This is a genomic window from Candidatus Avedoeria danica, from assembly GCA_016703025.1.
In the GTDB taxonomy this organism is placed as follows: domain Bacteria; phylum Chloroflexota; class Anaerolineae; order Epilineales; family Epilineaceae; genus Avedoeria; species Avedoeria danica.
Map to the genome: position 1 here is coordinate 2,117,230 of JADJCV010000004.1, position 23,410 is coordinate 2,140,639.

Here is a 23,410-nt window from a genome sequence, read left to right on the forward strand (position 1 = left end):
CCAACCGTGTCCGATCCACTTCCCCCCCGCACGATGGGCCAACAGTTCGGCCGCCGCTCGTGGGCCGAGCCGTGGAAGATCAAGGTCGTCGAGCCGCTGACGATGACGACGCGCGCGCAGCGCGAGCAGGCGCTCGGCGAGGCCGGCTTCAACACGTTCCTGCTGCGGTCGGACGACGTGTACATCGACCTGCTGACGGACAGCGGGACGAACGCGATGAGCGACCGGCAGTGGGCCGGGATGATGCTGGGTGACGAAGCGTATGCGGGCAGCCGCAACTTCTATCGTCTCGAGGAGACGGTCCAGCGCACGTACGGCTACCGCTACTTCGTGCCGACGCATCAGGGCCGCGGGGCGGAGCACCTGATCAGCCAGACGGCGATCCGACCGGGCCAGGTGATCCCGGGCAACATGTACTTCACGACGACCCGCCTGCACCAGGAGCTGGCCGGCGGCCGCTTCGTGGACGTCATCATCGACGCGGCGCACGATCCGCACGACCCGCATCCGTTCAAGGGCAACGTCGACCTCGCCAAGCTCGAGGCCGTGATCGCATCCGAGGGCGCGGCGAACATCGCCTACGTCAGCCTGGCCGGCACGGTGAACATGGCCGGCGGGCAGCCGGTCAGCATGGCCAACGTGAAGGACGTGCGCGCGCTGTGCGATCGGCACGGCCTGAAGCTCTTCCTGGATGCCACGCGCCTCGTCGAAAACGCGTTCTTCATCCAGGAGCGCGAGGCCGGGTACGCGGAGCGCTCCATCGCCCAGATCGTCCGCGAGCTGTGCGACCTCACGGATGCGGCGTGGATGAGCGCCAAGAAGGACAGCCTCGTGAACATCGGCGGCTGGCTGGCGGTGAACGACGAGGGGCTGTTCGAGGAGCTGCGCAACCTCGTCGTCGTCTACGAGGGCCTGCACACGTACGGCGGCCTGGCGGGGCGCGACATGGAGGCGATGGCGATCGGCATCACGGAGTCCATGCAGGACGACTACATCCGCTCCCGGATCGGCCAGGTCCGTTACCTGGGCGAGCTGCTGGCCGACTGGGACATCCCGATCGTCCGTCCGACGGGCGGCCACGCCGTCTTCCTGGACGCCCGCGCGTTCTACCCGCACGTCCCGCAGGACCAGTTCCCGGCCCAGCTGCTGGCCGCCGAGCTCTACCTGGACGCCGGCATCCGGGCGATGGAGCGCGGCATCGTCAGCGCCGGCCGCGATCCGCAAACCGGCGAGCATCAGTTCCCCAAGCTCGAACTGACCCGCCTGACGATCCCGCGCCGCGTCTACACCCAGGCCCACATGGACGTCGTAGCCGAGTCCGTGAAGGCCGTGTACGACCAGCGGGCGACGGCGACGGGGCTTCGAATGCTGTACGAGCCGAAGTACTTGCGGTTCTTCCAGGCGCGGTTCGAGCGGGTATAGGCCGCGGTTTGAGTAGGTATAGGACGCAGTTCGGGCGGCCATAGGCCTTGCCGGCCAAGGCCTACCCGTCGTCCGGCGACCCGCCCGTGACCGCCAGCGCAAGCGCATCCCGCTCGACGACCCGCTGCTCCTGGGCCGCGAGGTCCTTCAGCATGACCGTCCCGGCCGCCAGCTCGTCCCCGCCGATGATCGCCGCGAACCGCGCCCCGGCGTCGGACGCATCGCCCAGCTGCTTGCGCATCCCCTTCGTGCCCGGCGACATCGAGGCCGCGATCCCGGCACGCCGGAGCGCCACGGCCGCCTGCACGCACGCGTCCTTGGTGGGGCCGTCGAAGTAGACGAACCAGACGTCGGGCGTGCCGAGTGGCGGCGGCGGGATGTCGAACTGCTTGAGGACGGCCACGCAGCGCTCGATCCCGCTGCCGAACCCCACGCCGGGCGTCGGCACGCCGCCCAGGAGCTCCATCAGGCCGTCGTACCGCCCGCCGCCGCACAGCGCGCTCTGGGCGCCGATGCCCTGCACGTGGATCTCGAACACGGAGCGCGTGTAGTAATCGAGTCCGCGAACGAGCAATGGGTTGAGGTCGTACGCCAGTCCGGCGAGGTCGAGGTAGCGCCTGAGGTCGGCGAAGTGGGCGCGGCTCTCGTCGTCGATGTGGTCCGTGAGGCGCGGCGCGTCGGCGATGACGCTCTGCGTCGGCGCCTCCTTGCTGTCCAGCACGCGCAGCGGGTTCTTCGCCAGCCGCTCGATGTCGATCTCGGGCAGCTCGGCACGGCGGCGCTCGAGGTACGGGACGAGGACGTCGGCAACGTACGACCGGCGCGCCTGGGGGCTGCCGATCGAGTTCAGCTGGAAGCGCAGGCCCGTCAGGCCAAGCGCCGAGAAGTAGTCCCACAGCAGGCTCATCACCTCGAAGTCCACGACCGGATCGGCCTCGCCGATGATCTCGACGTTGAACTGGGAGTGCTGCCGGAAACGGTTCGCCTGCGGCCGCTCGTAGCGGAAGACCGGGCCGAACGTGACGAGCCGGACGGGCTGGGGCCACGAGCCCATCCCGTTCTGGAGGTAGGCCCGCATGATCCCGGCCGTGAACTCGGGCCGGAGCGTGAGCTGCTCGCTCTCCGGCCGCGGCCGGAACGTGAACATCTCTTTTTCGACGATGTCCGTCCCGGTCCCGACCCCGCGCGCAAACAGCTCGGTGTGCTCGTAGATCGGGATGTCGATCGGCCGGCAGCCGTAACGGCCGGCGACATCGCGCGCCGTGGCGAGGATCCAGCGCCAATAGGCCTGGTCGTCTGGCAGGACGTCTTGCGTGCCGGTCGGGCGCTGGAAGTCGGTCATGGGGCGGGATTATAGATGCTATCCTTCGCGCTCCCACGCGCCCGCCCTCCAGGAGCCGACGATGTCCCGCACCCGAATCGCCTTCGTCGCCGCACTCGCCACCGCCCTCATCGCCGCGCTCGTCGCCTCCTTGCCCGCGACGCTGCCCCGCGTCCAGGCGATGCCGGCCGCCCAAGACCCGGCCCAGTCTCCACTGTCGGCCGTCGTCACGCTCGGCCGCAGCACCGTCACCGGCCAGGCCGGCTCGAACGCCGAGGTGAGCGTCGAGGTCACTACGGCGGGCGGTGCGGTGAAGGGCAGCGCGGCCGGGCGTTCGATCCCGCTCCTCCGCGCCTACAGCCTCGATGTGGCAGACGCGACCGGCCGGCGAGCGCCCATTGCGGCCGGCGACCGCGTGACGGTGCGCTCCGGCGAGGCGACGATCGCGGACAGCGCACCGGCGCTGACCGTTCTCGGCGACACCGACAGCGATGTCGTTCTCGGCACCGCCCCGCCCGGCGCGGCCGTGACGGTGACGGTGCGGACCGGGCTTGGATTCGATGCCGCGTCGCGCGGCGCCGTGGCCGACGGCACCGGGCGCTTCTCGGTCGACTTCGCGGGCGCCTACGATGTCGACACGCTCACGACGCTGCGGGTGGACGTCGTGCGGGGCGCGTTCACGTTTCGTGCGGAGCGGCTGCAGTCCGAGCAGGTGATGTTCTTCCATTACAGCGACACCGTCGCCGGGATCGCGCCGGCCGGCACCGAGTTGGCCGTCGAGCTGACCCGGCGCGGCGACACCGTCGCCGGTCGCGGCGAAGGAACGGCGAACTTCATCGGCATCTGGTCGGCCTCGCTCGCCGACGCCGCCGGCCAGCCGGTCGACATCCGGCCGGGCGACCGGCTGCGGCTGCTGATCGGCGGATCGGCCATCCTCGACTACACCGTACCGGACCTGCCGGTGACCGTCGACCCCGCGACGGACAGCGTCGGCGGAACGGCGCCGCCCGGCCGCGGCGTCACCGCCATGATCGACGGCGTCGCGAACCCGCCGGCGCGGTCCGCGACGGCTGCCGCGGACGGCAGCTGGCGCGTCTCGTTCGCGCCCGAGCTGGACATCGTGCCCGGCACGATCGGCCAGCTGAACGTCTACGACCGGAAGGACGGCGTCGACGTCACGAACCGCCGCGCGTTTGCCGTCACCCGCCTGGCGGTCCGCCTCGGTGAGAGCGTCGTCACCGGCGTCGCGACGCCGGGCGAAGGCGTGCGGCTGAACCTGAAGGATGCGCGCGGCGCACTGCGGGCGAACACCGCGACGCTTGTCGAGAGCGGCCGCTTCTTCGGCGGCGGCGCGACGTTCGAGGCGACACTGGAGAACGTGCAAGGCGATCCGATCGACGTCCGCCCGACGGACGTCCTCGAGTTTCGCCAAGGCACGGCGCGGATCGACCTCCCGATCCCGACGCTGACCGCCGACATCGACATCGCGGCCGACACCGTCGGCGGCCAGGCACCGGCCGGCGCGGCGCTGCGGGTGACGGCATCCATCCTCTTCTTCAGCGCTTCGCGCGACGTCACCGCCGACGCGGCCGGCCGCTACGTGGCCGACTTCAGGGGCGACTTCGACCTCGTCGGCGGGATCGGCGTCGAGGTGACGCAGACCGTACCCGAGGGCCACACGATCACGCTCGCCACGGCCGCCTCGTCCCTCCGCGTCTGGCCCGAGGCGGGCCGTGTGGACGGCAGCGTGGCTGGCGGGGCCGACGTGACGGTCACGGCGCTGTCGGCGACCGGAACGGTCCTCGCCGGCGGTACGGACACGGCGAACTTCCTCGGCGCGTTCGACGCGACGCTCCGCACGGCCGGCGGCGCGGCCTACTTCCCGAAGCCCGGCGACCGGATCCGCGTCCAGTTCAACAACGCCACCAAGGAGATGACCGTCCCGGCGCTGTCCATCGAGTGGGACACGGCGCGCGAGCGCGTCTTCGGCGAGGCGACGCCCGGCGGCCGCGTGGCCGTGCGCGCCCGTCCGCCGGCCGGCAGCGGCAACGGCGCCGAGACGCGCGAGCAGCTCGTCGAAGCCGTCAGCACGTACGCCGCCGAGTTCGCGCCCGACCAGGACCTGCGCGCCGCGAGCCGTCTCGAGATCACCTACACCTACCCCAACGGCGACCGCTCGCGGATCGACCGCCTTCTGCCGTACTTGAACGTCCAGGTCGGTGGCAACGCCGTGGCCGGCTACGCGCTCCCGCGCGCAAGCATCGTCGGTACGTTGAAAGACGGCGCGACCGAGATCGGCCGCGGAACCGCGACCGCCGACGACGGGCAGGCGTTCGACGCGCGCATCGTCCGCGGCGGCGACATGGACGACGCCGTCGCGATCACGGCCGGCCGCACCGTCGACGTCGAGTTCGAGGCGCGCCACATCGCCCTCACCGCCGACGACCTGTCGGCGCGCTTCAGCCGCGACGGCGGCGCCACGGCCATCGTCGGCACCGGCCCGATCTCGACCGCCCTCGCCGCGCGCGTCGTCGGCTCGAACGGGCAGGTGCGCAACCAGAACGTGACGACCGATGGAACCGGCGCCTTCCGCCTCGCCCTGCCCGGCGGCATCGACGGCCTCGGCGGGACGAGCGCGACGGTGGCGTTCCTGAACGGCGAGGGGCACCGGCAGTGGGCGCTGGCGCGGATCGCGCGGCTGACGGCGTACCTCGGCCAACGCTCGTTCGGCCTCGAGGCGACGCCGCTGACGCCGGCCGAACTGCGCTGGAACGATGGACGGCGTGTGCAGACCGCAAACGGGGCGACGAACACGGACGGCTGGATCGACTTCACGATGTTCGTTTCGGGGGAGAATGCCGTCGATGAGCCGCGGCCGGGCCAATCGGTCTCGGCGAACATCGGCACGGGCGCATCGGCCGAAGCCGCCACGATGACGATCGCCGACGTCCGCCTCGCGCTCGACACGGCGCGCAGCACCGTCACGGGCCGCGTCCCGGTCGGCACCGGCGTCCTCGGCCGCTTCGCCCAGCTGCGCCTCTGGCCGCGCGACGGCGAGGCCTCGATCAACGTCGCCGTCCGCACGGACGCCGAAGGCAACTTCACGCTGGACACGACGAACCCGCCCGGCTTCGGCGCGCAGGGTGCGGCGCTGGCCCGCTACGAGCGGGTGCAGGTGATCCACACGAACGCGGACGGGCACCGGACGATCGCGGAAGACACGGTGACGATCGCGATCTACGCGCCGTACGTGGCGAAGGGGGCGCGGCGGTAGGTTCCCGTTCCCCCAACCTGCGAACCCGCGCCGCCAATGCGGAAACCGCCGTGCCCCTAAGCGATGGTTGTCGTGCGCCTGCGGATGCGGTTGTTGTACGAATGGGCACGGCATGCCGTGCCCCTACGCAACCGTTGTCGCGCTTGCCATGAACTCGCGGATCGCCTTGGCCAGCCACTCTGGGTTGGCCCGCTCCAGCGGGTGCGGCGTTTGGGGGAACACCTGCAGCTGCGCGTTGGGCAGTGCCCGGTACGCCGCGACGCACTCGTCGACCGTCACCGTCGCGTCCCGGTCGCCGACGGCGATGCGGACCGGGATGTCGAGGGCGGGCCAGTCGGTGTCCGACAGGGCTGGGGCGGTGCCGAGGGCGAGGAGCATGTCGCGGGTGGCGGCGAGGAGCGCGGGCCAGTGGGCATCGCCGTGGCGCGCGGCGAGCTGCGCGGCGAAGGCGGGGGCGCGTTCGGTCAGGCGTGCGGCATCGAGGTAGCCGGCCTCGCGGGCGGCGACATCCGGTGTCCAGGCCAGCTTCGTGCCGAGCGTCATGATCCGCTCGATCGTACCCGGATGGCGTCGGGCGCACAGGAGCGCGGCGTAGCCGCCCATGCTGTAGCCGAACACGCGCGCCGGCGCGAGGCCGTTCGTCGCGATGTGATCGCGCACCGCCTCGGCGAAGCGGTCCATCGTCATCGGCCGCGTCGGCGGTGCCAGCGTGCCGTGGCCCTCGAAGTCGAAGCGGTGGACGTCGAACGTGTCGGACAGGCGCCCGGCGAGGGCGTCGAATTGGTCGCTCGCGCCGAGGGCACCGTGTAGGAGGAGGAGCGACGGAAGGGACATCGCGGGTTCCTGGAGGAGCGGCGCGGCGATGAAGGCTTCATCGGGCACGGATGAAGGTTTCATCGGCCGGCAAAGCCGGCGTTAGGTGCCGGCGATGATAGCTTCATCGCCGCGGAGTGAAGCTTTCACTTCGCCTGGGCGAGCCGTAGGCGCCGTCGCCAGGTCGTCGCCGATGCGTCGCCGATGTGTCGCGATCCGCGTTCCACACCGCGTTGGCGGTGGTTATCCTCATCGCTATACTGCCCGAGCAGCCCACGAGCGTCGTGTGGGCGGAGGAGCGAGCGATGACACTGGCGATCCCCACGCAGACGAAAACGGTTCGACCCGGCCGCTGGCGATTCACCGTCGAGCAGTACCACAGGCTGTTCGAGGCGGACGCCTGGCCGGAGGATGTCCGCACCGAGCTGATCCACGGGGACATCTACGTCATGGCACCCATCGGCGGCGAGCATATCCATTCATCGCTCTACCTTGTGAACTACCTGGCCCACCAATTCGGACGCCGAGCGCTCGTCTCTGCGCAGAACTCGCTTCAACTAGCGGACGACACCGAGGTCATGCCCGACGTCGCCGTCGTCGGGCCCGACGTGCTTGCGCGCGACGACCGGCTCTGGCCGTCCGACGTGGCGTTCATCGTCGAGATCGCCCAGTCCTCGGTGCGGCACGACCGCGCCATCAAGCTACCGTTGTACGCCCGCTCGGGCATCCCGGAGTACTGGATCGCCGTGCTGCCGAAGCGTCAGCTGGAAGTCTATCGGGACTTGGACGCGGCGGCCGGACGGTACCGGACGATGGCGGTGCTCGAGCCGGGGGACACGGTGTCGCCGGAGCGCTGGCCGGACGTGCGGTTGGACGTGGCGGACATCGTGCGGGCGAAGCGGGGCTAGGCGGGGCGGACGGCCTTCGGCCCTCATCCCCCGACCCCCTCCCCCCAACTCCGGGGGAGGGGGAGGATCACGAGCTGGAGGATGGATCCCGCGCTGTGCGTCGTTCGGCGCACGAGCTTAGCGGTTAGCCCACGGCAGAAAGGTCGACCAGTTGGGCGTGGCTGCAGTAGTCAGAAGCGTCGGGGTGGCAGTCGTGGTCGCCGTCGCCGATACCGTCGCAGTCGCCTCCCCAACCTCATCTGCCGCCGGACACTCGATCGGCCCGGCGCTAATGATCAGGTTGTCGAAGTACCGCTCCTGGCCCTTCACCGACCCATCGTTCCAGTAGTTCTCGACGAAGACCGCGTTCAGCGCAAAGTCGCGATAACTTCGGACGAAGTCGAGCCCATCTCGCCGCGCTTCGAGCTGGCCGTCGACGAAGAACTCCTGCACGCCGTTCGCCTGTCCGGGGTCGTTCAGGCGGACGTGGTGGACGACGCAGTACCAGCGGCCGCTGTTGGCGGTGTCGAATACGGCGGTCGTGCCGGGCCGGTACCCGAGCCACTCGAAGCTCGCGAAGTCATTGTAGGTCATGCACTTCACCGCGTTCGACGGGTCGACGCAGCGCGCGGGGTCGACGAGGAGGTGGTTCTTGCCGTCGCCCCACAGGTGCGCGACCATCGCCTGCCGCCAGTCGCTCGCGTGCGTGAACACGGTGGCGCGCGAGAGCTTGGCGGGGTCGCCGGCCCAGCCGACGTCGTGCCGCACATCGAGCCGGTACCAGATCTCGCGGAAGTTCTCGTCGGGGCGGATGCGCGACCGGTTCATGTAGCCGTTTGGGTTCCGCCCGAACGCCACCTTCAGCCCGCCCGCCCCGACCTCGCCCTGCTGCCACACCGTGCGCATGCCGAGCGAGCCGTCCCGCCCGACGCCCGCGGCGCGCGCGAATTCACCGTCGTCGTCGTCGATCTCGAAGTAGCGGCCGACGCCGACGTTGGGGGCGGCGGACTCGAAGTCGTCGCAGAAGATCCACTCGGGGTGGGCGGGGGCGTCGGCGCAAGGAGCGGCACCAGCGACGGTGTCGGCTGTGGCCACCCCGTCGGCGGCGACGTGGGCGACGATCGCCGGCAGCGCAAGAGCGCCGGATGCGAGCACGGCGGCCAAGCGCCCGGGCGCGCTCATCGTTCGCGTCTCAGCTCAACCAACGCCCAACAATGTACGTCGCGAACACCGCCGCATCCACGTAGTTCGTCCCCATCACGCGCACGTAGTTCCGCTCCCAGTTGCCGCCATCGAACGTGCGGCCCCACCACGCGATGTGGACGAGGTGCCCGAGCCAGAACGCGCCGACGAGGGCCGCGTCGATCTGGCCCTCCAGGCGGTAGAGGACGGCGATGAGCGCCGCACCGCTGACGGCCAGCAGCGCGAGCGCGAACGCGAACGAGCCGCGCACGCCCAGCGCCCGCGAGAGCGTTCGGTCGCCGGCGTTCGCATCGTCCTCGAGCTGATACAGCTGGGTGAGCGGGTACATGCCGAGCGTCAGCGCGCTGACCGCCAGGCCGCCGAGGGCTGGGATGCCGCCGAGGACATCGGCCGGCGCGCCGCCGGCGGCGACGTAGCCGGCCGTATACGTCAGGAATCCCTGGCCGATGGCCACGACAGCGGCGCTGCCGATCGGGCTGCCCTTGAGCCGGACGGCCGGATGGCTGTAGGCCAGGCTGAGGGCCATGAAGACGACATAGATGGCGATGTACGCGGCCGGCAGCCGCAGCACGGCAGCGACGACGAGGCCGAGGATCTGGATCCCCCACGCCAGCCGCCACAACCACGGGTCGACGGCCGGCGGCTTCCTCAGGCCGCCGATCGGGCCGGTGTCCTTGTCGTAGAACGAGTTGAGGGCGTTGACGCCGCCGTACAGGCACAGGTTGTAGAGGACGAACGCGATCCAGAACGAAACGCCGGGGAATGCGCCCGGGTCATGGACGAACGCGCCCCACAGGAACAGCGGCGCCAGCACGGCGATGAAGCGGATCCGCAGGTGGATGAGGAACCGGCCGAAGGCGATGCCGAGGGGCGGGTTGGCGGACATGGGGGCGGCTCCAAGGGGGCGGACGTCGAGACAGGGCGCCATGGTAGCGCGGGGCGGCGGGTTGGTCGATCCTTCGCGCCCGTCGCGTCACTCGCCCGCCCCCGCCGGCAGCATCACCGCCTCCGACGCCGCGCTCTCGCCGCGCTCGAAGTACGCCGTCGACACCGCGACCCAGTACGCGCGGCCCGGGTCGAGCCAGTCCATGACCTTCATCGGCCCGTCGTCGTGCCCGGTCGCCCGGGCGTAGCTGTAGCGAAGGCTCGGCGGTCCGCCGTCCGCGGGCGAGGCCACGACGTGGTACATCCAGGCGTCCGGCACGGGATCCCACGACACGACCCACGGCTGGGCCGCGCCGAGCGACGCGGCCGCAGCGCGCCCGGTGCGCAGGTTGGTGGGCGGCGCGCCGATGCCGGCGAACGGAAGGGCGCCGATGTCGGTGCCGTCGCTGGCGGCGTGGCGGGCGGGCGAGAGGGGGGTGAGCCACCAGTCCATCGGGGCGCGAAGGGCGTCGACGGAGAGATCACCATCGACGGCCGGAATCCACGTGGCGTACGGCCGCTTGGTCTCGCTGAACAGGTTGTGGTGGGCGTCGATGCCGGCCGAGCCGATGTCCAACGGGCCGTTGTCGATCCCGACATCGGCGCCTTCGAACAAGCTGTTCGTCAACCGGCTCTGCGGTCGGCGAATCCGCGCTCCCGTGCCGGCGCTGACGGTGAGATGGTCGGCGACGAGGTGGGTGTTGGCATCGGTGTTGATCCCGATATCGCAGTTGACGATGCTGCGCCTGATGTCGATCTGCGCGATACACTCCGGCCCGGTGGTGCACGTGCCGACGAGACCGTTGGCAAGCTGAAAGAGCATCACATCCCGGATCGTGTGACGGCCGGGTCCGTCGACGAGGATGCCGACCTCGAACGGGTTCTCGGACCAGATCCTCACCCCTTCGATCGTCGTCTTCTCGCCCGCGGCGAGCACGAAGTTCTCTACCGCGGCCAGGACCAAGGTCACCCCCGCCAGGGATGCCCGCCACGATCGCCCGCCGACCGCCGGCGCCGGATAGGGGGACGCGGACACGATCGACGACCGCCGCCAACCCGCCCCGCGCAGCGTGACGCCGTCCGGCAGGCGCAGTCCCTTCTCCGCGTACGTCCCCTCGGCCAGCCGCACGGTATCGCCCGGACGCGCGGCGGCGAAGGCGGCGGCGATCGTGGCGTACTCGCTCGGGACATCCAACGTGCGGGCACGCGGGGGTGGGGGGTTGACGTGGACGATGGGGAGGTTGAGGCGGTGGGGAGGCGCCTCGGCGTGGGCGGTGGGGATGGGGGCGGGGCGAGGGGCGACGACTACGGCAAAGGCAACGAGCAGCGTGAGAAGCGTGAGGAAGTGGATCCGCAGCTGCCGCTCGGCGAACTGCGCGACGAGGCGATGGACGACGTCCGGCGCCGTGATGGCGGGGGATGCGGCGGCGACGGTAGGGTTGGCGTGGTCGGTGTGATCGTCGTGCATGGTGCGGAATGATGCCCACACCAACCGCGCAGCGCAACGCATCGCCCCGCGGACGTCGGATGCGCGGTGCTGCGGCCTGGCATCTGGGGCGGTTGTCCCGACGGGTTGCGGCTGGCCGCAAGCGGACGTGCGGTGGCACACTCGCGGGTATGGCCCTGCGTCGCCCGCCGACCGTGCTGCTCGCCCTCCTTGCCCTCATGATCCCCCTCGCCCTCGCGTGGTGGCTTTTTGTGCCGCCGTGGGAGGCGCCGGACGGGATCTGGCATTGGCACTTTGCGGCGCATCTGGCGGACGGCGGCGGGTTGCCGCGGTCGGTCGAGGAGGCGCGGGATGCGCCGTGGCGGCAGGAGGGGAGCCAGCCGCCGCTGTACTACGCGCTCGTCGCGCTCGTCGTCCGGCCGTTCGATCGCGGCGACAGCGCGACGGCGATGCGCGACAACCCGCATGCCGCCGTTGGCGTCACGACGGCGGGCGGGAACGTGAATCGGGTCGTCCACCCGCCCGGCGAGCGCTTTCCGTGGCACGGCGTCGCCCGCGCCGCCCGCGCCGCCGGTCTCGTCAGCCTCGCCCTCGCCGTCGTCGCCGTCCTCGCCACGTTCGCCGCCGCCCGCCGCTTGCTCCCCGATCTCCCCGACGTCGCCCTCGCCGCCGCCGCCACCGTCGCCCTCTCGCCCGCGACGCTGTTCTTCGGCACGCAGGTGAGCAACGACATCGCGGCGCTCGCGGCTGGCGCGATCGTCCTGTGGGCCGTCGCGCGCGTCTTGGACGGAGGGGCGACGGCGCGCAACGCGGCGGCCCTCGGCATCGCGTGCGGCACGGCGCTCCTGTGCAAGCTGAACGGGCTGTTCCTCATCCCACCGGCCATCGTCGCGATCCTCGTCGCGGGACGCGCGGCGGAGGGCGGCCACAAGGGCCGCCCCTACCATGGTTGGTACCGGCGCGGCGAGTCGACAGGGGCCGCGCGGCCGACGAGCTCCTCAGCCTTCGCATCGTCCACTCTCCTCCCCCTCGCCGCCTTCACCCTCACCCTGACCCTCCTCGCCGTCTGGTGGCCGCTGCGCAACCTCCGCCTCTTCGGCGACCCCACCGGCCTGCCGCTCATGTGGGCCGCCATGCAGCGCCGACCGAGCCCGCCGGGGCTGGCCGAGTTGGCCGGGCAGATCGTCGGTGTTTGGAAGAGCATGTGGGCCGTGTTCGGCTGGTACAACCTGCCGGCGTCGGACACGGTGTTCATCGGCCTGGCGGCGGCAGCGGTCATCGGTGTCGCCGGTGCGATGTGGGCGACATGGCGTGGCGACGGGCGGATGCGTTGGGCCGTCGCCACGTGCGCGCTGATCGTCACATCGCTCCTCGCGGGCGTTGTGCTCTGGGCGCGGGTGCAGTTCCCGCAAGGACGGCTGATGTTCCCGGCCGTGCCGGCGCTGGCGGTGCTGCTGGCCGTCGGGTGGGGCGTCGTCGGTCGGCCGATGTTCGGCGCGCGCCGCTGGCCGTGGGTCATTGTGGCCGGATGGGCGATGTTGTCGGCGTGGCTGCTGGCGACCGTCGTGGCGCCCGCGTACCGGGCACCGGCGGCGGTGCCGGCGGCAGCGGGCGGCACGGGCGGGGCGGACGTCCTCGCGCGGTTCGACGGCGGGATCACGCTTGAGGCTGCCGGCGTGGCGACGTCGAGCGGCGTCGTGCCGGATGACCTGACGCCGGGCGGAACGAATGGGCCGCCACCGCTCGGTCTCAAGCCGGGCGACAGCCTGGTCGTCGACCTGCGCTGGTCCGCGACGCAGCCCATCTCGCGCGACCTGTCCGTGTTCATCCACCTCGTCGACAGCAACGGGCTCGTCGTCGCCCAGCACGACAGCTACCCGGCCGCAGGTCGCTGGGCCACGTCGGACTGGCCGGTTGACGTCGCGATTCCGGATCGCCACGTCTTCCGCCTGCCGCCGGCGACCGCGGCACCGTGCGATTGCACGGCGATCGTTGGGCTCTACGATCATCGTACGGGCCAACGCGTCCGCCACGGAGGCAGCGCCGACACCGTCCTTCTCTCGTTCCTCTCCGTGCGCGCCCCCGTCGGCCCGGACGGCATCCCGTCCCCGATGCGCGTCCGCTTCGGCGACGCGATCGAACTCGTCGGCTACCGCCTGCCCACCCGCAGCGTGCACGCCGGCGAGACGCTGCCGCTCACGTTGTACTGGCGGTCGACGGCGCGGCTTCGCACGGACCACAAGGTCTCCGTGCAACTGCGGCGCGGGGCCGCCGAGACATGGGGCCAGCGGGACGAGGCGCCGGCCGACGGCACGCGGCCGACGTCGGGCTGGCGGCGCGGCGAGGTCGTGGCCGACGATCAGCCGGTGCCGGTGTACGCGGACGCCCCGCCGGATGCCTACACGCTCTTCGTCAAGGTGTACGATCCTGCGCGCGGCGGCCTGAGCGTCGACGTTTTCGGCCACGAGCTGGCGCTGGCGCCGGTGCGCGTGCTGGCGCCGTAGCACGTCAGGTCCGTGCTGCCATCGCACTTCCGAGTCCCCTCCCACCCACCTCCGGCCCCGTGCATCCAATCCCGTGCGTTCAATCCCGTGCATCCATGCCCCCGCAGAAAGCCGACCCGCCATGCCCTTCGCCACCCTCCGCTCCCTGTACCACGAGGAATTCGGCGCCTACCGCGCCGCCGACTTCACGCGCGATGCCCTCGCCGGGCTGACCGTGGCGGCCGTCTCGCTGCCGCTGGCGCTCGCGTTCGGCGTGGCATCCGGGGCGACGGCGGCGGCCGGGCTCGTCACGGCGATCCTGGCCGGCGTGATCATCGGCGGCTTGTCGGGCGCACCGTATCAGATCTCGGGGCCGACCGGCGCGATGAGCGCGATCCTGCTCGTCCTGGCGCACCGCTACGGCGTGGAAGGGGTGTGGGTCGCCGGGGCGATGGCCGGCATCGTCCTGCTCGTCGTCGGGTTGCTGCGCCTCGGCCGGTTCGTCGCGTTCATCCCGTCGCCGGTGATCAGCGGCTTCACGAGCGGCATCGCCGTGATCATCGCCGTCTCTCAGATCGACAACCTCCTCGGCGTGCGGACGCCCAAGGCGGACACCGCCTTTCTCCAGCTCATGGCGTACGTGCAGCATCCGCCGACGCCGCTCCTCCGGCCCCTGGCTGTCGGGCTCTTCGTCGTCGCGGTGATGGTCTTCTGGCCGCAGCGCTGGCAGCGCGTGCCGGCCTCGCTCATCGGGCTGGTGGCGGCGACGGCGATCGTGGCGCTCCTCGGCTGGCCCGTGCCGCAGATCGGCGACATCCCGCGCACGCTGCTGCTGGCCGACCGCCTTCGGCTCGGCGAGATTCCGTGGTCGCAGATGCGCGAGCTCCTGGCGCCGGCCCTGTCCATCGCGGCGCTCGGCGCAATCGAGAGCCTGTTGTGCGGGGCCGTCGGCAGCAACATGACCGGCGTCCGGTTGCGCGCGAACCAGGAGCTGATCGCGCAAGGCGTCGGCAACGTGCTCATCCCGTTCTTCGGCGGCGTACCGGCCACGGCGGCGATCGCCCGATCGAGCGTCGGCATCAAGAGCGGCGGGCGGACGCGCGTCGTGAGCTTCGTCCACAGCGCGGCGCTGTTGGCCACGGTGCTCGTGGGCGCATCGCTCATGGCGGCCGTCCCGCTCAGCGCGCTGGCGGGCGTGCTGCTGGTGACGGCGTGGCGGATGAACGAGTGGGAGGCGATCCGCTTCATGCGCCTCCACCGCCTGAAGTCCGCCATGCTCAAGTTCGCCGTGACGCTCGTCGCCACGGTCGCGCTCGACCTGACGCAGGCCATACTGCTGGGCGTCGCGCTCTCGGCCGTCTTCTTCATCGGACAGATCGCCGCGCTGACGATCGAAGTCCGGCCGGTGGACCCGGCACGCCTGCGCAACCCGCTGCCCGTCGCCTGGCCGGACCCATACGCCGGGATCCGGGTGGCGTATCTCTCCGGGCCGCTGTTCTTCGCCGCCACCGGACCGTTCAACGAGGCGTTCGCGCACCTGGAGGGCGTGCGCGCGCTCATCCTCTCGATGCGCGGCGTCCCGCTCGTCGACACGTCGGGGCTGCTCTCGCTCACCCACCTCCACGAACGGTTGGCGGCCGACGGCTCCCGTCTGCTCCTGGCCGCCGTCCAGCCGTCCGTCCTGGCCCAGCTCGAACGGGGCGGCTTGATCGGGGCGCTCGGCCCGGATGCCGTGTTCTGGGACGCCGAGGCGGCGATCCGGGCCGCTTCGGACGCCGGTTCGGACGCGTGAACATCGAGGACGGCGAGGTGGCGCGTCCTCCCGGATCAACGGCGTCAGCCGTTGGAGCCGGTGGCTCTGTTGGCCCGCTTCAGCTCGGTTGGCCCGCTTCGAATCGCCCGCCCACATGCGTCATGCCCTGAGCTTCCGGCGTCATCTGGGCCACCATGTGGAGCGCATCCGCCCAATCGTCCGTCGGCGCAGGGGGCCAGTCCGCCGTGGGATCGCCGACGAGGGCGCGCGCAGCAAAGTAGGCTTGCCAGAGCGGGTGCGCAAAGCGGACCTCATCACGATCGAGGTCGATGTCGAGCACGCCGAGCGCGTGGCCGGCGTCCAGGATGAGGGCGGCGGACGGATCGTCCAACGCGGCGCGGACTGCAGCGTAGCTGAGCGGCTCGCTCACCGTCGGACCGACGCGCTCCGTCGCAAGCGGCGGCAGCGCAAGAGCGGCCAGGCGCCGGAACAGCGGGCCGTCCTCGGGCAGGTCCCAGGGCGTCGGCCAACGGCGCGTGTTCATGATGCGGGCACGATCATGTGCGGTGAGGACCGCGCTCGAGACGACGATCGGGTTGTCGGCGGCCAGCTCGCGCACGAGCGCTTGGCGCAGGCTGCGCGTGAGCACCTCGGCGCAGCCCTGCTGGCGCACGTCGACGTCGGGCTGCGCCAGGAGCGCCGCCATGAACGGGCTTCGGGCGAGGTCGAAGAGCGGCCCGCCGATGACGGCGTCCGCCACTTCCTGGCCGCGCTCGGGGTCGCGGCGCGCGATGAGCGCCCGAACGCCCTCGGCGTCGAGCCCTTCCACGACGACGCGCGAGATCGGGAAGGCGGCGGTCGACATCGCCACCCGGTGGGACCCCGTCCGGCAGCTGAGGACGGCCCGGTTGCCGGGATGGATCGTCAGGTCGTCGGCCAGGAAGTGCTTCCAGGCGCGCAGCCGTTCGGCGTGCACAGCATCGCAGGCGTGCGGGATCTCGTTGAGCGCGTCGAGCAGGAACACCACCCGACCGGCCCGCATCAACGTCTGCAGCGGCGGCAGGTCGGGCTGATGGCCGGCCCACCGTGCCGCCAGCCAGTCCAGCGGACGCGGCGGCGCGCCGTCCGGCCCTTCCTCCCCGTAGCGGCTCAGATCGACCACGATCGGCACGCGATCCGTCCGCCCGGCCAACGCATCCGCGGACAGGGTGAGCGCAAGCCACCTCAGCAGCGTCGACTTGCCGCTGCCCGGAGGCCCGAGAAGGAGCACGGCGCTGTCAGGCACAGTGTCGAGGATCTTGCTCAGCGAAGTGAACCGGGCCGACCGATGCGTGGTGTCGTCGCCTTCGACGGACAGCGGCAGCGGAACGATCAGCTCCGCCAGCCTGTCTCGGCCGCGCCCCGCCTCGGCGATGCGACCCGCGTGGTAGCTGGTCATGTCGTCCGCGGTCGGCATCGGAGGCGGCAGGTGGGCGTCCGCCGGTTCGTGCGGATCCGGGTTGACCGGTGTCGCCCCGTCCTGTGCCGGCGCCGGCAGGTGCGACGGATCCATCACATCCGCCGCCGGCCGCTCATCCGCCAGACGGGCGGCCTCCACGATGCGCAGCTCGTGGTGATACAGAGCCTCGGCCAGCCGGGCATGGCCGGCGATCAGCCGCCGCTCGAGCGTACGATTCGTCGTCGAGAGCATCTTGGCGATGTCGCGCAGCGATCGGCCGCTCTTGACGAAATAGCGGTAGTAGAGGTAGCTCCAAGTCTCGAGGTCGGCGCTGCCCACCCCAAAATCCAGTTGGAGCATGCTCAGCGCGGCCAGCGAGGAAAGCGAGGTCCGGTCAAACCGCGGACCGGCGATGCCGTGGTGACGGCGGGCGTCCTCGAGGCAATGCCACGTGACACCGGCCAGGTGGTCCTGCAGCGCCATCGTGCGCGCGGCATCGCCCGGCGGCACGAGCGCGTCGAGCGCGCGGAGGCTGAGCAACGGGCTGTCGCTGAACATGCGGCCGTAACAGACCGCACGCAATGCACGTCGCACGTTGAGCGGGCTGATGTTGGCGGGGAGCGTGCTCGGATCGAGACTCAACATCATCGGCCGTCTTGTCTGTCGTTGACCGGGTGCGCTGTGGAGGCAATCATGCGACGGCGACGCGTCGAGACCGGCGCAATCCCGGCTAACCATCGCCAATCGGGGGTCCGAGTCAAGCGGCAGGCATCGGATTGTTCCGTACGGCAGCGGATCGTCATGCCTGCGTCTGAGTAGGCAACTCGCGGCGGTTCTGATACAAATAGAAAACAATGACCCGTCCGGCCGGCCGTGCGGTCGGACGACCACCATTCGCCGTGCCGTGGTCGAGACCAGCTGGAGGTGTGCCGTGCATTGCCGTGCCTTGGGACGTCGTGGATGGATTGTGCTGATGTGGGTGGTGATTGGCGGGCTGATCGCCGTGCCGACCACTCCCGCAACCGGCTTGACGCTGTGCCCGACCGGGGGACCAGGTCCGGGCGATCCGCACCCGGGGCCGGCCGTACCCTTCATCGGCGGCACGGTTTCGGATGGCAACGGTCAGCCGATCGACGGCGCGAATATCCACCTCACGCGTTGCGTGCTCGGCGTTCCGACGACCGCTGACGTCCAGGCCACCGCTTCGGACGGCAGCTTCGCGTTCGTGAACCTCATGCCCGGTGCCACGTACGTGGTCCACGCACCCCTCGACGGTGTCCTCGCCGGCCTCGTGCCTTCGTCCGACACGCTGAACCCAAGCTGGGCCATCCAAGGCTCGCACGGCGACGATCACGTCGACATGGTTTTCGAGTAGCGGCGCGGCCGCCGGCCCGGAGCCCTGAACGGGCAGAACGAATGAGGGGAGCGTGTGGGCTCGGCCACGCGCTCCCCCCTTCATCTCTCGATCCAGCCGACTCTCGAACCAGCCGAGCCCCGATCCAGCAACACGCGATGGCGAACGCACACCGCGCTGATCCGGCGGCTAGCCAGCCTTCGGTGCGTCCGCCTTGCGTCGTGCCGCCGGCGCCGGCGCGGCTGCCGCGAACTCAGCGGCCAGCCGCCTCACGCTCTCTTCGTCCTGGGCGACGCGCAGGAGGGCCGTGGCCCGCTGCTGCGTCGCCTGGGCCAGGGGCTCCTCGCCGCGCGTCCGGTGGAGCACGGCCAGGCCGCCGAGCGAGAGCCCGACCTGCCAGAAGCTACGGCTCTCCTCCGCCACCTTGAGGCTCTCGCGGTATCGGGCGAGCGAGCTGTCGTATTCGCCCTTGGCCAAAGCGATCTGGCCGAGGAGACGAAGCCCGTGGGCCAGCCCGTCGCTGTCGCCGGCCTTCGTGTACAGGGAGACGGCCAGCGTGGCCTCATGCCAAGCATCGTCGTGCGCGCCGGAGAGGATGTCGACCGCCGCCAGCAGGGCGTAGTTGCGGGCCAGCTCGAGGACTTCGGGCTGCTCGGCCAGGAGCGCCTGTCGCTGCTCGATGAGGTGGCGAGCGCGCACCGGGTCACGGCGCCGGATCTCGTTCTGGGCGGCGTTGTACAGCGCCGTCGACAGCAGGCGCGGCTCGTCGAGGCGGCGGGCCATGGCAATGCACTGGCCGTAGATCTCGGCCGCACGATCGAGCTCGTTCAATCCCTGGTGGGTGATCGCCAGGTTGCCGAGCGTGCGCAGCAACCCCGTGCCCGGCTCGCGGATCGCGCGCCATCGGGCATGCGCCTTCTCGAGCTGACGACGGGCAACGTCGCGGTCGTTGTCGAAGAAGGCCAACGTGCCCGAAGCGTGCAGGGCGCGGGCGTGCAGCAGCGGCGGCACCGCGCGCACCTCGGCAAGCAGACGGTCGATCTGTCGCCGCCCGTCGGACAGGAGCTGGCGGTGGCGGTAGTAGTCCCACAGCGCGGTCGGAATCGGCAGCGCGTCCAAAGCGCGGTCGCACGATACCGCATGATCGAGCGCGGCAGTGATCGTCGGGAGCAAAGCGTCGAATTGCATGAGCCAGTCGTCGCGGGCGGGGGTCTGGATGGCCGCTTCGGCCTCCGCCGCCCACTTGGCCAGGGCGTCGAGCGTCCACTCCTGACCCGACGCGGCGCCGTCCGCCGGCGCGGCCCGCGATTCGGCGGCATCGGGCCAGTGCGGGGCAGCGCCGACATGGACAGGACCCGCGTCCGACGGGCCGGCAGCCGACCATGCACCCACGACACCGTGCAGCTGGCCGGCCATCGCCGCGACGGGGGTCGGGAGCGCAGCGGCCACCATCTGGCGCGCGCCTTCGGCGAGGTCGTGGTAGCGCTGTTGGTGCGGCGTCAGCCAGGATTGGCGGTGGGACGGCAGCAGCCCCTGGCCGTACAGCTCGAGCGCCGCTTCGAGGTGGCGCAGCCGCTGATCGACCGTCGGCGCAGCGCCGGCGGCGGCCAGCTCGGCCAGGAACTCGCGCGTGTCCAGTCCGAGATCGGTCCGCAACCGGAGGCTGTGGCGGGTCTCCTCGAACGGCGTGTCGAGTCCTTCCGCCGCTGTCAGCTTCTTGAGGAGGAACAAGTTGTACGATAGGTGCTTGCGCGCCGTGGAGACGTCGGTGGACGGCCAGATGTCGGCGGCGATGGATTTGCGCAGGTGCCACGTGTCCGGTGCGATGGCCATGTACATCAACAGCAGCTCGGGCCGGTTGGCGTTGAAGTGGCGGAACGGTCGCCCTGCCGATTCGAGGCCGAACGTGCCGAGCAGGCGAACGCGAAATGGACCGGGAGCGCTCATGTGCGGTAAACCCCCATCGGGTAATCGAACCATCGGTGGCTGGCCGGCGCAACGACCTCAGGGAGGGTCGAGTGTCCGATTGCGCCCAATTCCATACGTGATTATATCGATAATTCCATGCAGGGGGGCAGTGCTCCCGTGAGCGATGTGCCGGCCGCACCGACAGCGGACCCGGGAGCGGCCGAATCGGCACTGTCGGCCGCACCGATTCGGCCGGCCACAGGCCGATCCGCACGGTTGACCTCGGCCGTGCGGTGGGGGGCGGTCGCCGCGGTCGCCGTGTTCACGTTTCCGCCCGTCGTGCTGCCGGCGGAGACCACGCTCGACGCTTCGTGGGTGCTGGCGCTCAACTTCGCGGCGGCGCGCGGCCTCGTGCACGGCCGCGATCTGGTCTGGACGTTCGGCCCGCTCGGATCGGCGGTCTACCCGCTCGACATCGGCGGCAACCTGACGTGGGCGGTGCCGCTGCGGCTCGGCGTGATGGCGGCATGGTGGTGGGCCGTTGCCCGCCTGGTGCGCCGAACCCCCGGGACGCTCGCGCCGACCGTGCTGGCAGCGGCGATGATCTTCGCCGCATCGTTCGAGCAGTTCGCCGTGCCGCTGCTCACCGCCACGGTCGCCTGGCTGGCCGTCGCGCTGCACGAGCGCCGGGCGTGGCCGGCGGCCGTGGCGGCGGCGCTCGCGGCGATCGCGCTCCTGATGAAGTTCAACATCGGCCTGGCGGGCGCCGCGGCGACGGCCACGTGGGGGATCCTCTACGTCGCCGGCCCGGCCGCGGCACCGGGCGCGGCCGGGCCGGGACGTGCGGCGCGGCTGCGGGCGGTCGCGGCGGTGGCGGCGGTCGGTGCGCTCACGCTCGGCGGGGGGTGGTGGGCGGCCGGGGGGCCGCTGGGCGTGCTGCCCATGTGGGTCGTGGCGTCCCTGCGGCTCATGCGGGGGTTCGAGTCCCAGCTCGTGGCCGCCGGTCCGTCGTCCGATCTCGCGTTCGCGTTCGTGCCGCTCGCCGCATGTCTCGCTGCCGCTCTGGCCGCGGCCGCAGCGGCGAGGCGGGGGGGGCGCGGCCGAGCCGGCACGAGCGATCTCGCCTTGGCGGCGATCGCGGCGCTGCCGCTCTTCTCGGTCTTCAAGGCCTCGTTCGTCCGACAGGACCTGCACGCCATGCAGTGGTTCCTGGTCGTGCCGTGCTGGATCGCGCTGGCGCTCCCGGGCGAGCGTTCGCGGCGCGGGCGGGCGGTCGTCATCGGCCTCACCGCGCTGGCGCTGGCCACGGGCACCGCGTGGGGCGCCGTGCGGGTTCCGGGCGGGATGCCGTTGCCGTCCGGGCTCGCGCGGATCGCCGACGCGCTCGACCTGCCTGCCACGCGCGCCCGGGCGGCGGCGGCGGCCGAGGCGGCACGGGCGACGGTCATGGCGGACTTCGGCGCCGGCTTCGACGTGCCGGGCATCGTCGGCGACGCGCCGATCGACAGCTACCCGTGGGACCTGGCGTCCGTCCTGCTGCCCGGGCTGAACTGGACCCCGCGCTACGTCCTGCAGTCCTACCAGGCCTACGAGCCGACGCTCGACCGAACGACGGCCGCCCGCCTCGAGGGACCGGCGGCTCCGCGGTACATCCTCTACCGCCACATGGCGATCGACGGAACGCAACCCGTGACGGTCGACCCGGCCACATGGCGCGCGATCTGGCGGTGGTATCAGATCGAGGCGGACGATGGGGACGACACGCTCCTCCTCCGCCGTCGCAAGCGCCCGCGCTTCGGCGAGCCACGCCCGCTCCCGCAGGCGACGGCGGTCGGGCGGCTCGGCGAGCCGATGGACGTGCCGCTCGCCGACGGCAAGCCGGTCCTCCTGTACGCCGATCTCGCACCGAGCCTCGCCGGCCGGCTGCTGGCCGCGGCATGGCGCCTCCCGCCACCCGAGATCGAGATCGAGCGGCTGGACGGGACGCGCGATCGACGGCGAGTGGTCTGGGCGAACCTGCCGAACGGGATCCTGGCCAGCCACATGCCCCAGTGGCTGTACGAGGCAAGACCGCTCCTCCGCACGGACTGGACGCCGCCGCCGCCGACGGTGCGGCGGGTGAGGTTCGTGGCGGACGGGCGGTGGTGGCGGCGGGACTTCGAAGTGCGGTGGGCGGTGGTGGAGCGGTAGGGGCGCAGGCATCGTCTCGTCGATCGTCGACGTCGCCGCCACCGGCGACGCCTAGTACTCTGTCACTGGGCACGCTTCGGACATCCGACAGAGGCAGTTATCCGCAGACCCTGCAGTAACAGAGGACTACCGCACCACCAGCCGACGCACCGCCGCCCGCACGTCCTCCGCCGCGTTCCAGATGACGAAATGGTCCTTGTCGTCGAACGTCCGGACGTCCTTCAGCATCGCCGATGGGAACATCCGTTGCATGTAGGCCACGTTCGCGAACGGCACGAGCGAGTCGTCACGGGAGTGGATGAGGATCGTCGGGGCCGTCAGCCGGCCAAGGCGCGTGCCGAGCGCCGTCAGCTCGTCTTTGAGCGGGCGGATCTCGGCGTTGGAGTTCGTCAGGGACAGCGGCAGGAGCATCCGGATCGGCGGGAAGTCGGCGGCGCGGTTGTACCACGCCCACCGTTCGAGCCCGGGGTCGAGCGAGCCGGCGGCCATGACGAGGCCGGCGACGCGGTCCGGGAAGTCGAGGGCGGCCTGGGCGACGATCGGCCCGCCGAGCGAGTGGCCGACGAGGACTGCCCTCGGCCCCGGCATGGCGAGGAGCGCACCGAGCGCGCGCGCCTGATCGGCCAGCGACGGCATCGCGGTCGAAGGCGCGGTCTGACCGAAGCCGGGGCGGTCGTACGTGATCGACTGCATCCCGTCGACCGGGTCCTTGACGTACGCCGACCAGTTGTTCGCGTCGCCCGGTGTGCCGTGGACGTAGATCACGCGGCCCATGGCCGGATCGCCGGACTCGAAGTAGCTGATCGATAGCCCTGCCGGGCCCGGCATCGCACGGCGCTCGAAACCGATCTCGTCGAGGTGCTGGATGCCCCACTCCTTCTCAAACATCGCCTCGCCGTTATGGCTGGCGATGTAGACGAATGCGAGGGTGGTGATGGGCACGACGGTCACGAACAGCGCGAATCGCTTTGGCCATGTGCGGTGGGGCATCTC

The 23,410-nt window shown here is 71.2% G+C and carries 15 protein-coding genes; 7 read left to right on the forward strand and 8 right to left on the reverse strand.

Features of this window, described 5'->3' with window-relative positions; genetic code table 11:
* Positions 1–33: 33 nt before the first annotated feature.
* A complete protein-coding gene (locus IPG72_11615; GenBank protein ID MBK6769633.1) occupies positions 34–1,422 on the forward strand; it encodes a tyrosine phenol-lyase in 1,389 nt (462 codons plus the stop codon).
* 61 nt (positions 1,423–1,483) lie between these two features.
* Here IPG72_11615 and IPG72_11620 read toward each other — a convergent pair whose 3' ends face one another.
* Entirely contained in the window at positions 1,484–2,764 is a 1,281-nt protein-coding gene (locus IPG72_11620) for a histidine--tRNA ligase (GenBank protein ID MBK6769634.1), read from the reverse strand.
* A gap of 61 nt (positions 2,765–2,825) precedes the next feature.
* Between IPG72_11620 and IPG72_11625 the strand changes: the two genes are divergently transcribed.
* Positions 2,826–6,017 (forward strand): hypothetical protein, encoded by a 3,192-nt coding sequence (locus IPG72_11625; protein MBK6769635.1) that lies wholly within the window; start codon positions 2,826–2,828, stop codon positions 6,015–6,017.
* 123 nt (positions 6,018–6,140) lie between these two features.
* On the opposite strand, the gene IPG72_11630 is transcribed toward IPG72_11625, so the two are convergent.
* Positions 6,141–6,899 carry an alpha/beta hydrolase gene (locus tag IPG72_11630; protein MBK6769636.1) on the reverse strand — a complete coding sequence of 253 codons (759 nt, stop codon included), beginning with the start codon at positions 6,897–6,899 and terminating at the stop codon, positions 6,141–6,143.
* Between the two features lie 236 nt (positions 6,900–7,135).
* Here IPG72_11630 and IPG72_11635 point away from each other — a divergent pair, with 236 nt between their 5' ends.
* Entirely contained in the window at positions 7,136–7,738 is a 603-nt protein-coding gene (locus IPG72_11635) for a Uma2 family endonuclease (protein MBK6769637.1), read from the forward strand.
* Between the two features lie 117 nt (positions 7,739–7,855).
* Here IPG72_11635 and IPG72_11640 read toward each other — a convergent pair whose 3' ends face one another.
* The 3 genes from IPG72_11640 to IPG72_11650 form a co-directional block, all read right to left on the reverse strand.
* The gene (locus tag IPG72_11640; GenBank protein ID MBK6769638.1) at positions 7,856–8,899 is read right to left on the reverse strand and encodes a hypothetical protein; all 1,044 of its coding nucleotides are present in this window, start codon (positions 8,897–8,899) and stop codon (positions 7,856–7,858) included.
* Positions 8,900–8,909: 10 nt separating this feature from the next.
* Positions 8,910–9,806, reverse strand: coding sequence for a UbiA prenyltransferase family protein (locus tag IPG72_11645; protein ID MBK6769639.1), 897 nt, complete (start codon positions 9,804–9,806; stop codon positions 8,910–8,912).
* A gap of 87 nt (positions 9,807–9,893) precedes the next feature.
* Complete coding sequence (locus IPG72_11650) at positions 9,894–11,312, reverse strand: DUF1565 domain-containing protein (GenBank protein MBK6769640.1); 1,419 nt, start codon at positions 11,310–11,312, stop codon at positions 9,894–9,896.
* Positions 11,313–11,461: 149 nt separating this feature from the next.
* Here IPG72_11650 and IPG72_11655 point away from each other — a divergent pair, with 149 nt between their 5' ends.
* Both IPG72_11655 and IPG72_11660 read left to right on the forward strand, forming a co-directional pair.
* Positions 11,462–13,795, forward strand: a complete 2,334-nt coding sequence (locus IPG72_11655; GenBank protein MBK6769641.1) for a glycosyltransferase family 39 protein — start codon at positions 11,462–11,464, stop codon at positions 13,793–13,795.
* Between the two features lie 121 nt (positions 13,796–13,916).
* Positions 13,917–15,566 (forward strand): SulP family inorganic anion transporter, encoded by a 1,650-nt coding sequence (locus IPG72_11660; GenBank protein ID MBK6769642.1) that lies wholly within the window; start codon positions 13,917–13,919, stop codon positions 15,564–15,566.
* A 79-nt stretch (positions 15,567–15,645) separates the two neighbouring features.
* Here IPG72_11660 and IPG72_11665 read toward each other — a convergent pair whose 3' ends face one another.
* Positions 15,646–17,613 (reverse strand): NACHT domain-containing protein, encoded by a 1,968-nt coding sequence (locus IPG72_11665; protein MBK6769643.1) that lies wholly within the window; start codon positions 17,611–17,613, stop codon positions 15,646–15,648.
* A gap of 325 nt (positions 17,614–17,938) precedes the next feature.
* Between IPG72_11665 and IPG72_11670 the strand changes: the two genes are divergently transcribed.
* Positions 17,939–18,340: a carboxypeptidase regulatory-like domain-containing protein gene (locus IPG72_11670; GenBank protein ID MBK6769644.1), complete on the forward strand. Its 402-nt coding sequence runs from the start codon at positions 17,939–17,941 to the stop codon at positions 18,338–18,340.
* Between the two features lie 168 nt (positions 18,341–18,508).
* Here the strand turns inward: IPG72_11670 and IPG72_11675 are convergent, their stop codons facing one another.
* Positions 18,509–20,266, reverse strand: a complete 1,758-nt coding sequence (locus tag IPG72_11675) for a tetratricopeptide repeat protein (protein ID MBK6769645.1) — start codon at positions 20,264–20,266, stop codon at positions 18,509–18,511.
* 138 nt (positions 20,267–20,404) lie between these two features.
* On the opposite strand from IPG72_11675, the gene IPG72_11680 reads away from it, so the two are divergent.
* Complete coding sequence (locus IPG72_11680) at positions 20,405–22,417, forward strand: hypothetical protein (protein ID MBK6769646.1); 2,013 nt, start codon at positions 20,405–20,407, stop codon at positions 22,415–22,417.
* Between the two features lie 126 nt (positions 22,418–22,543).
* Here the strand turns inward: IPG72_11680 and IPG72_11685 are convergent, their stop codons facing one another.
* Positions 22,544–23,407 (reverse strand): alpha/beta fold hydrolase, encoded by an 864-nt coding sequence (locus IPG72_11685; GenBank protein MBK6769647.1) that lies wholly within the window; start codon positions 23,405–23,407, stop codon positions 22,544–22,546.
* Between the last annotated feature and the right edge of the window lie 3 nt (positions 23,408–23,410).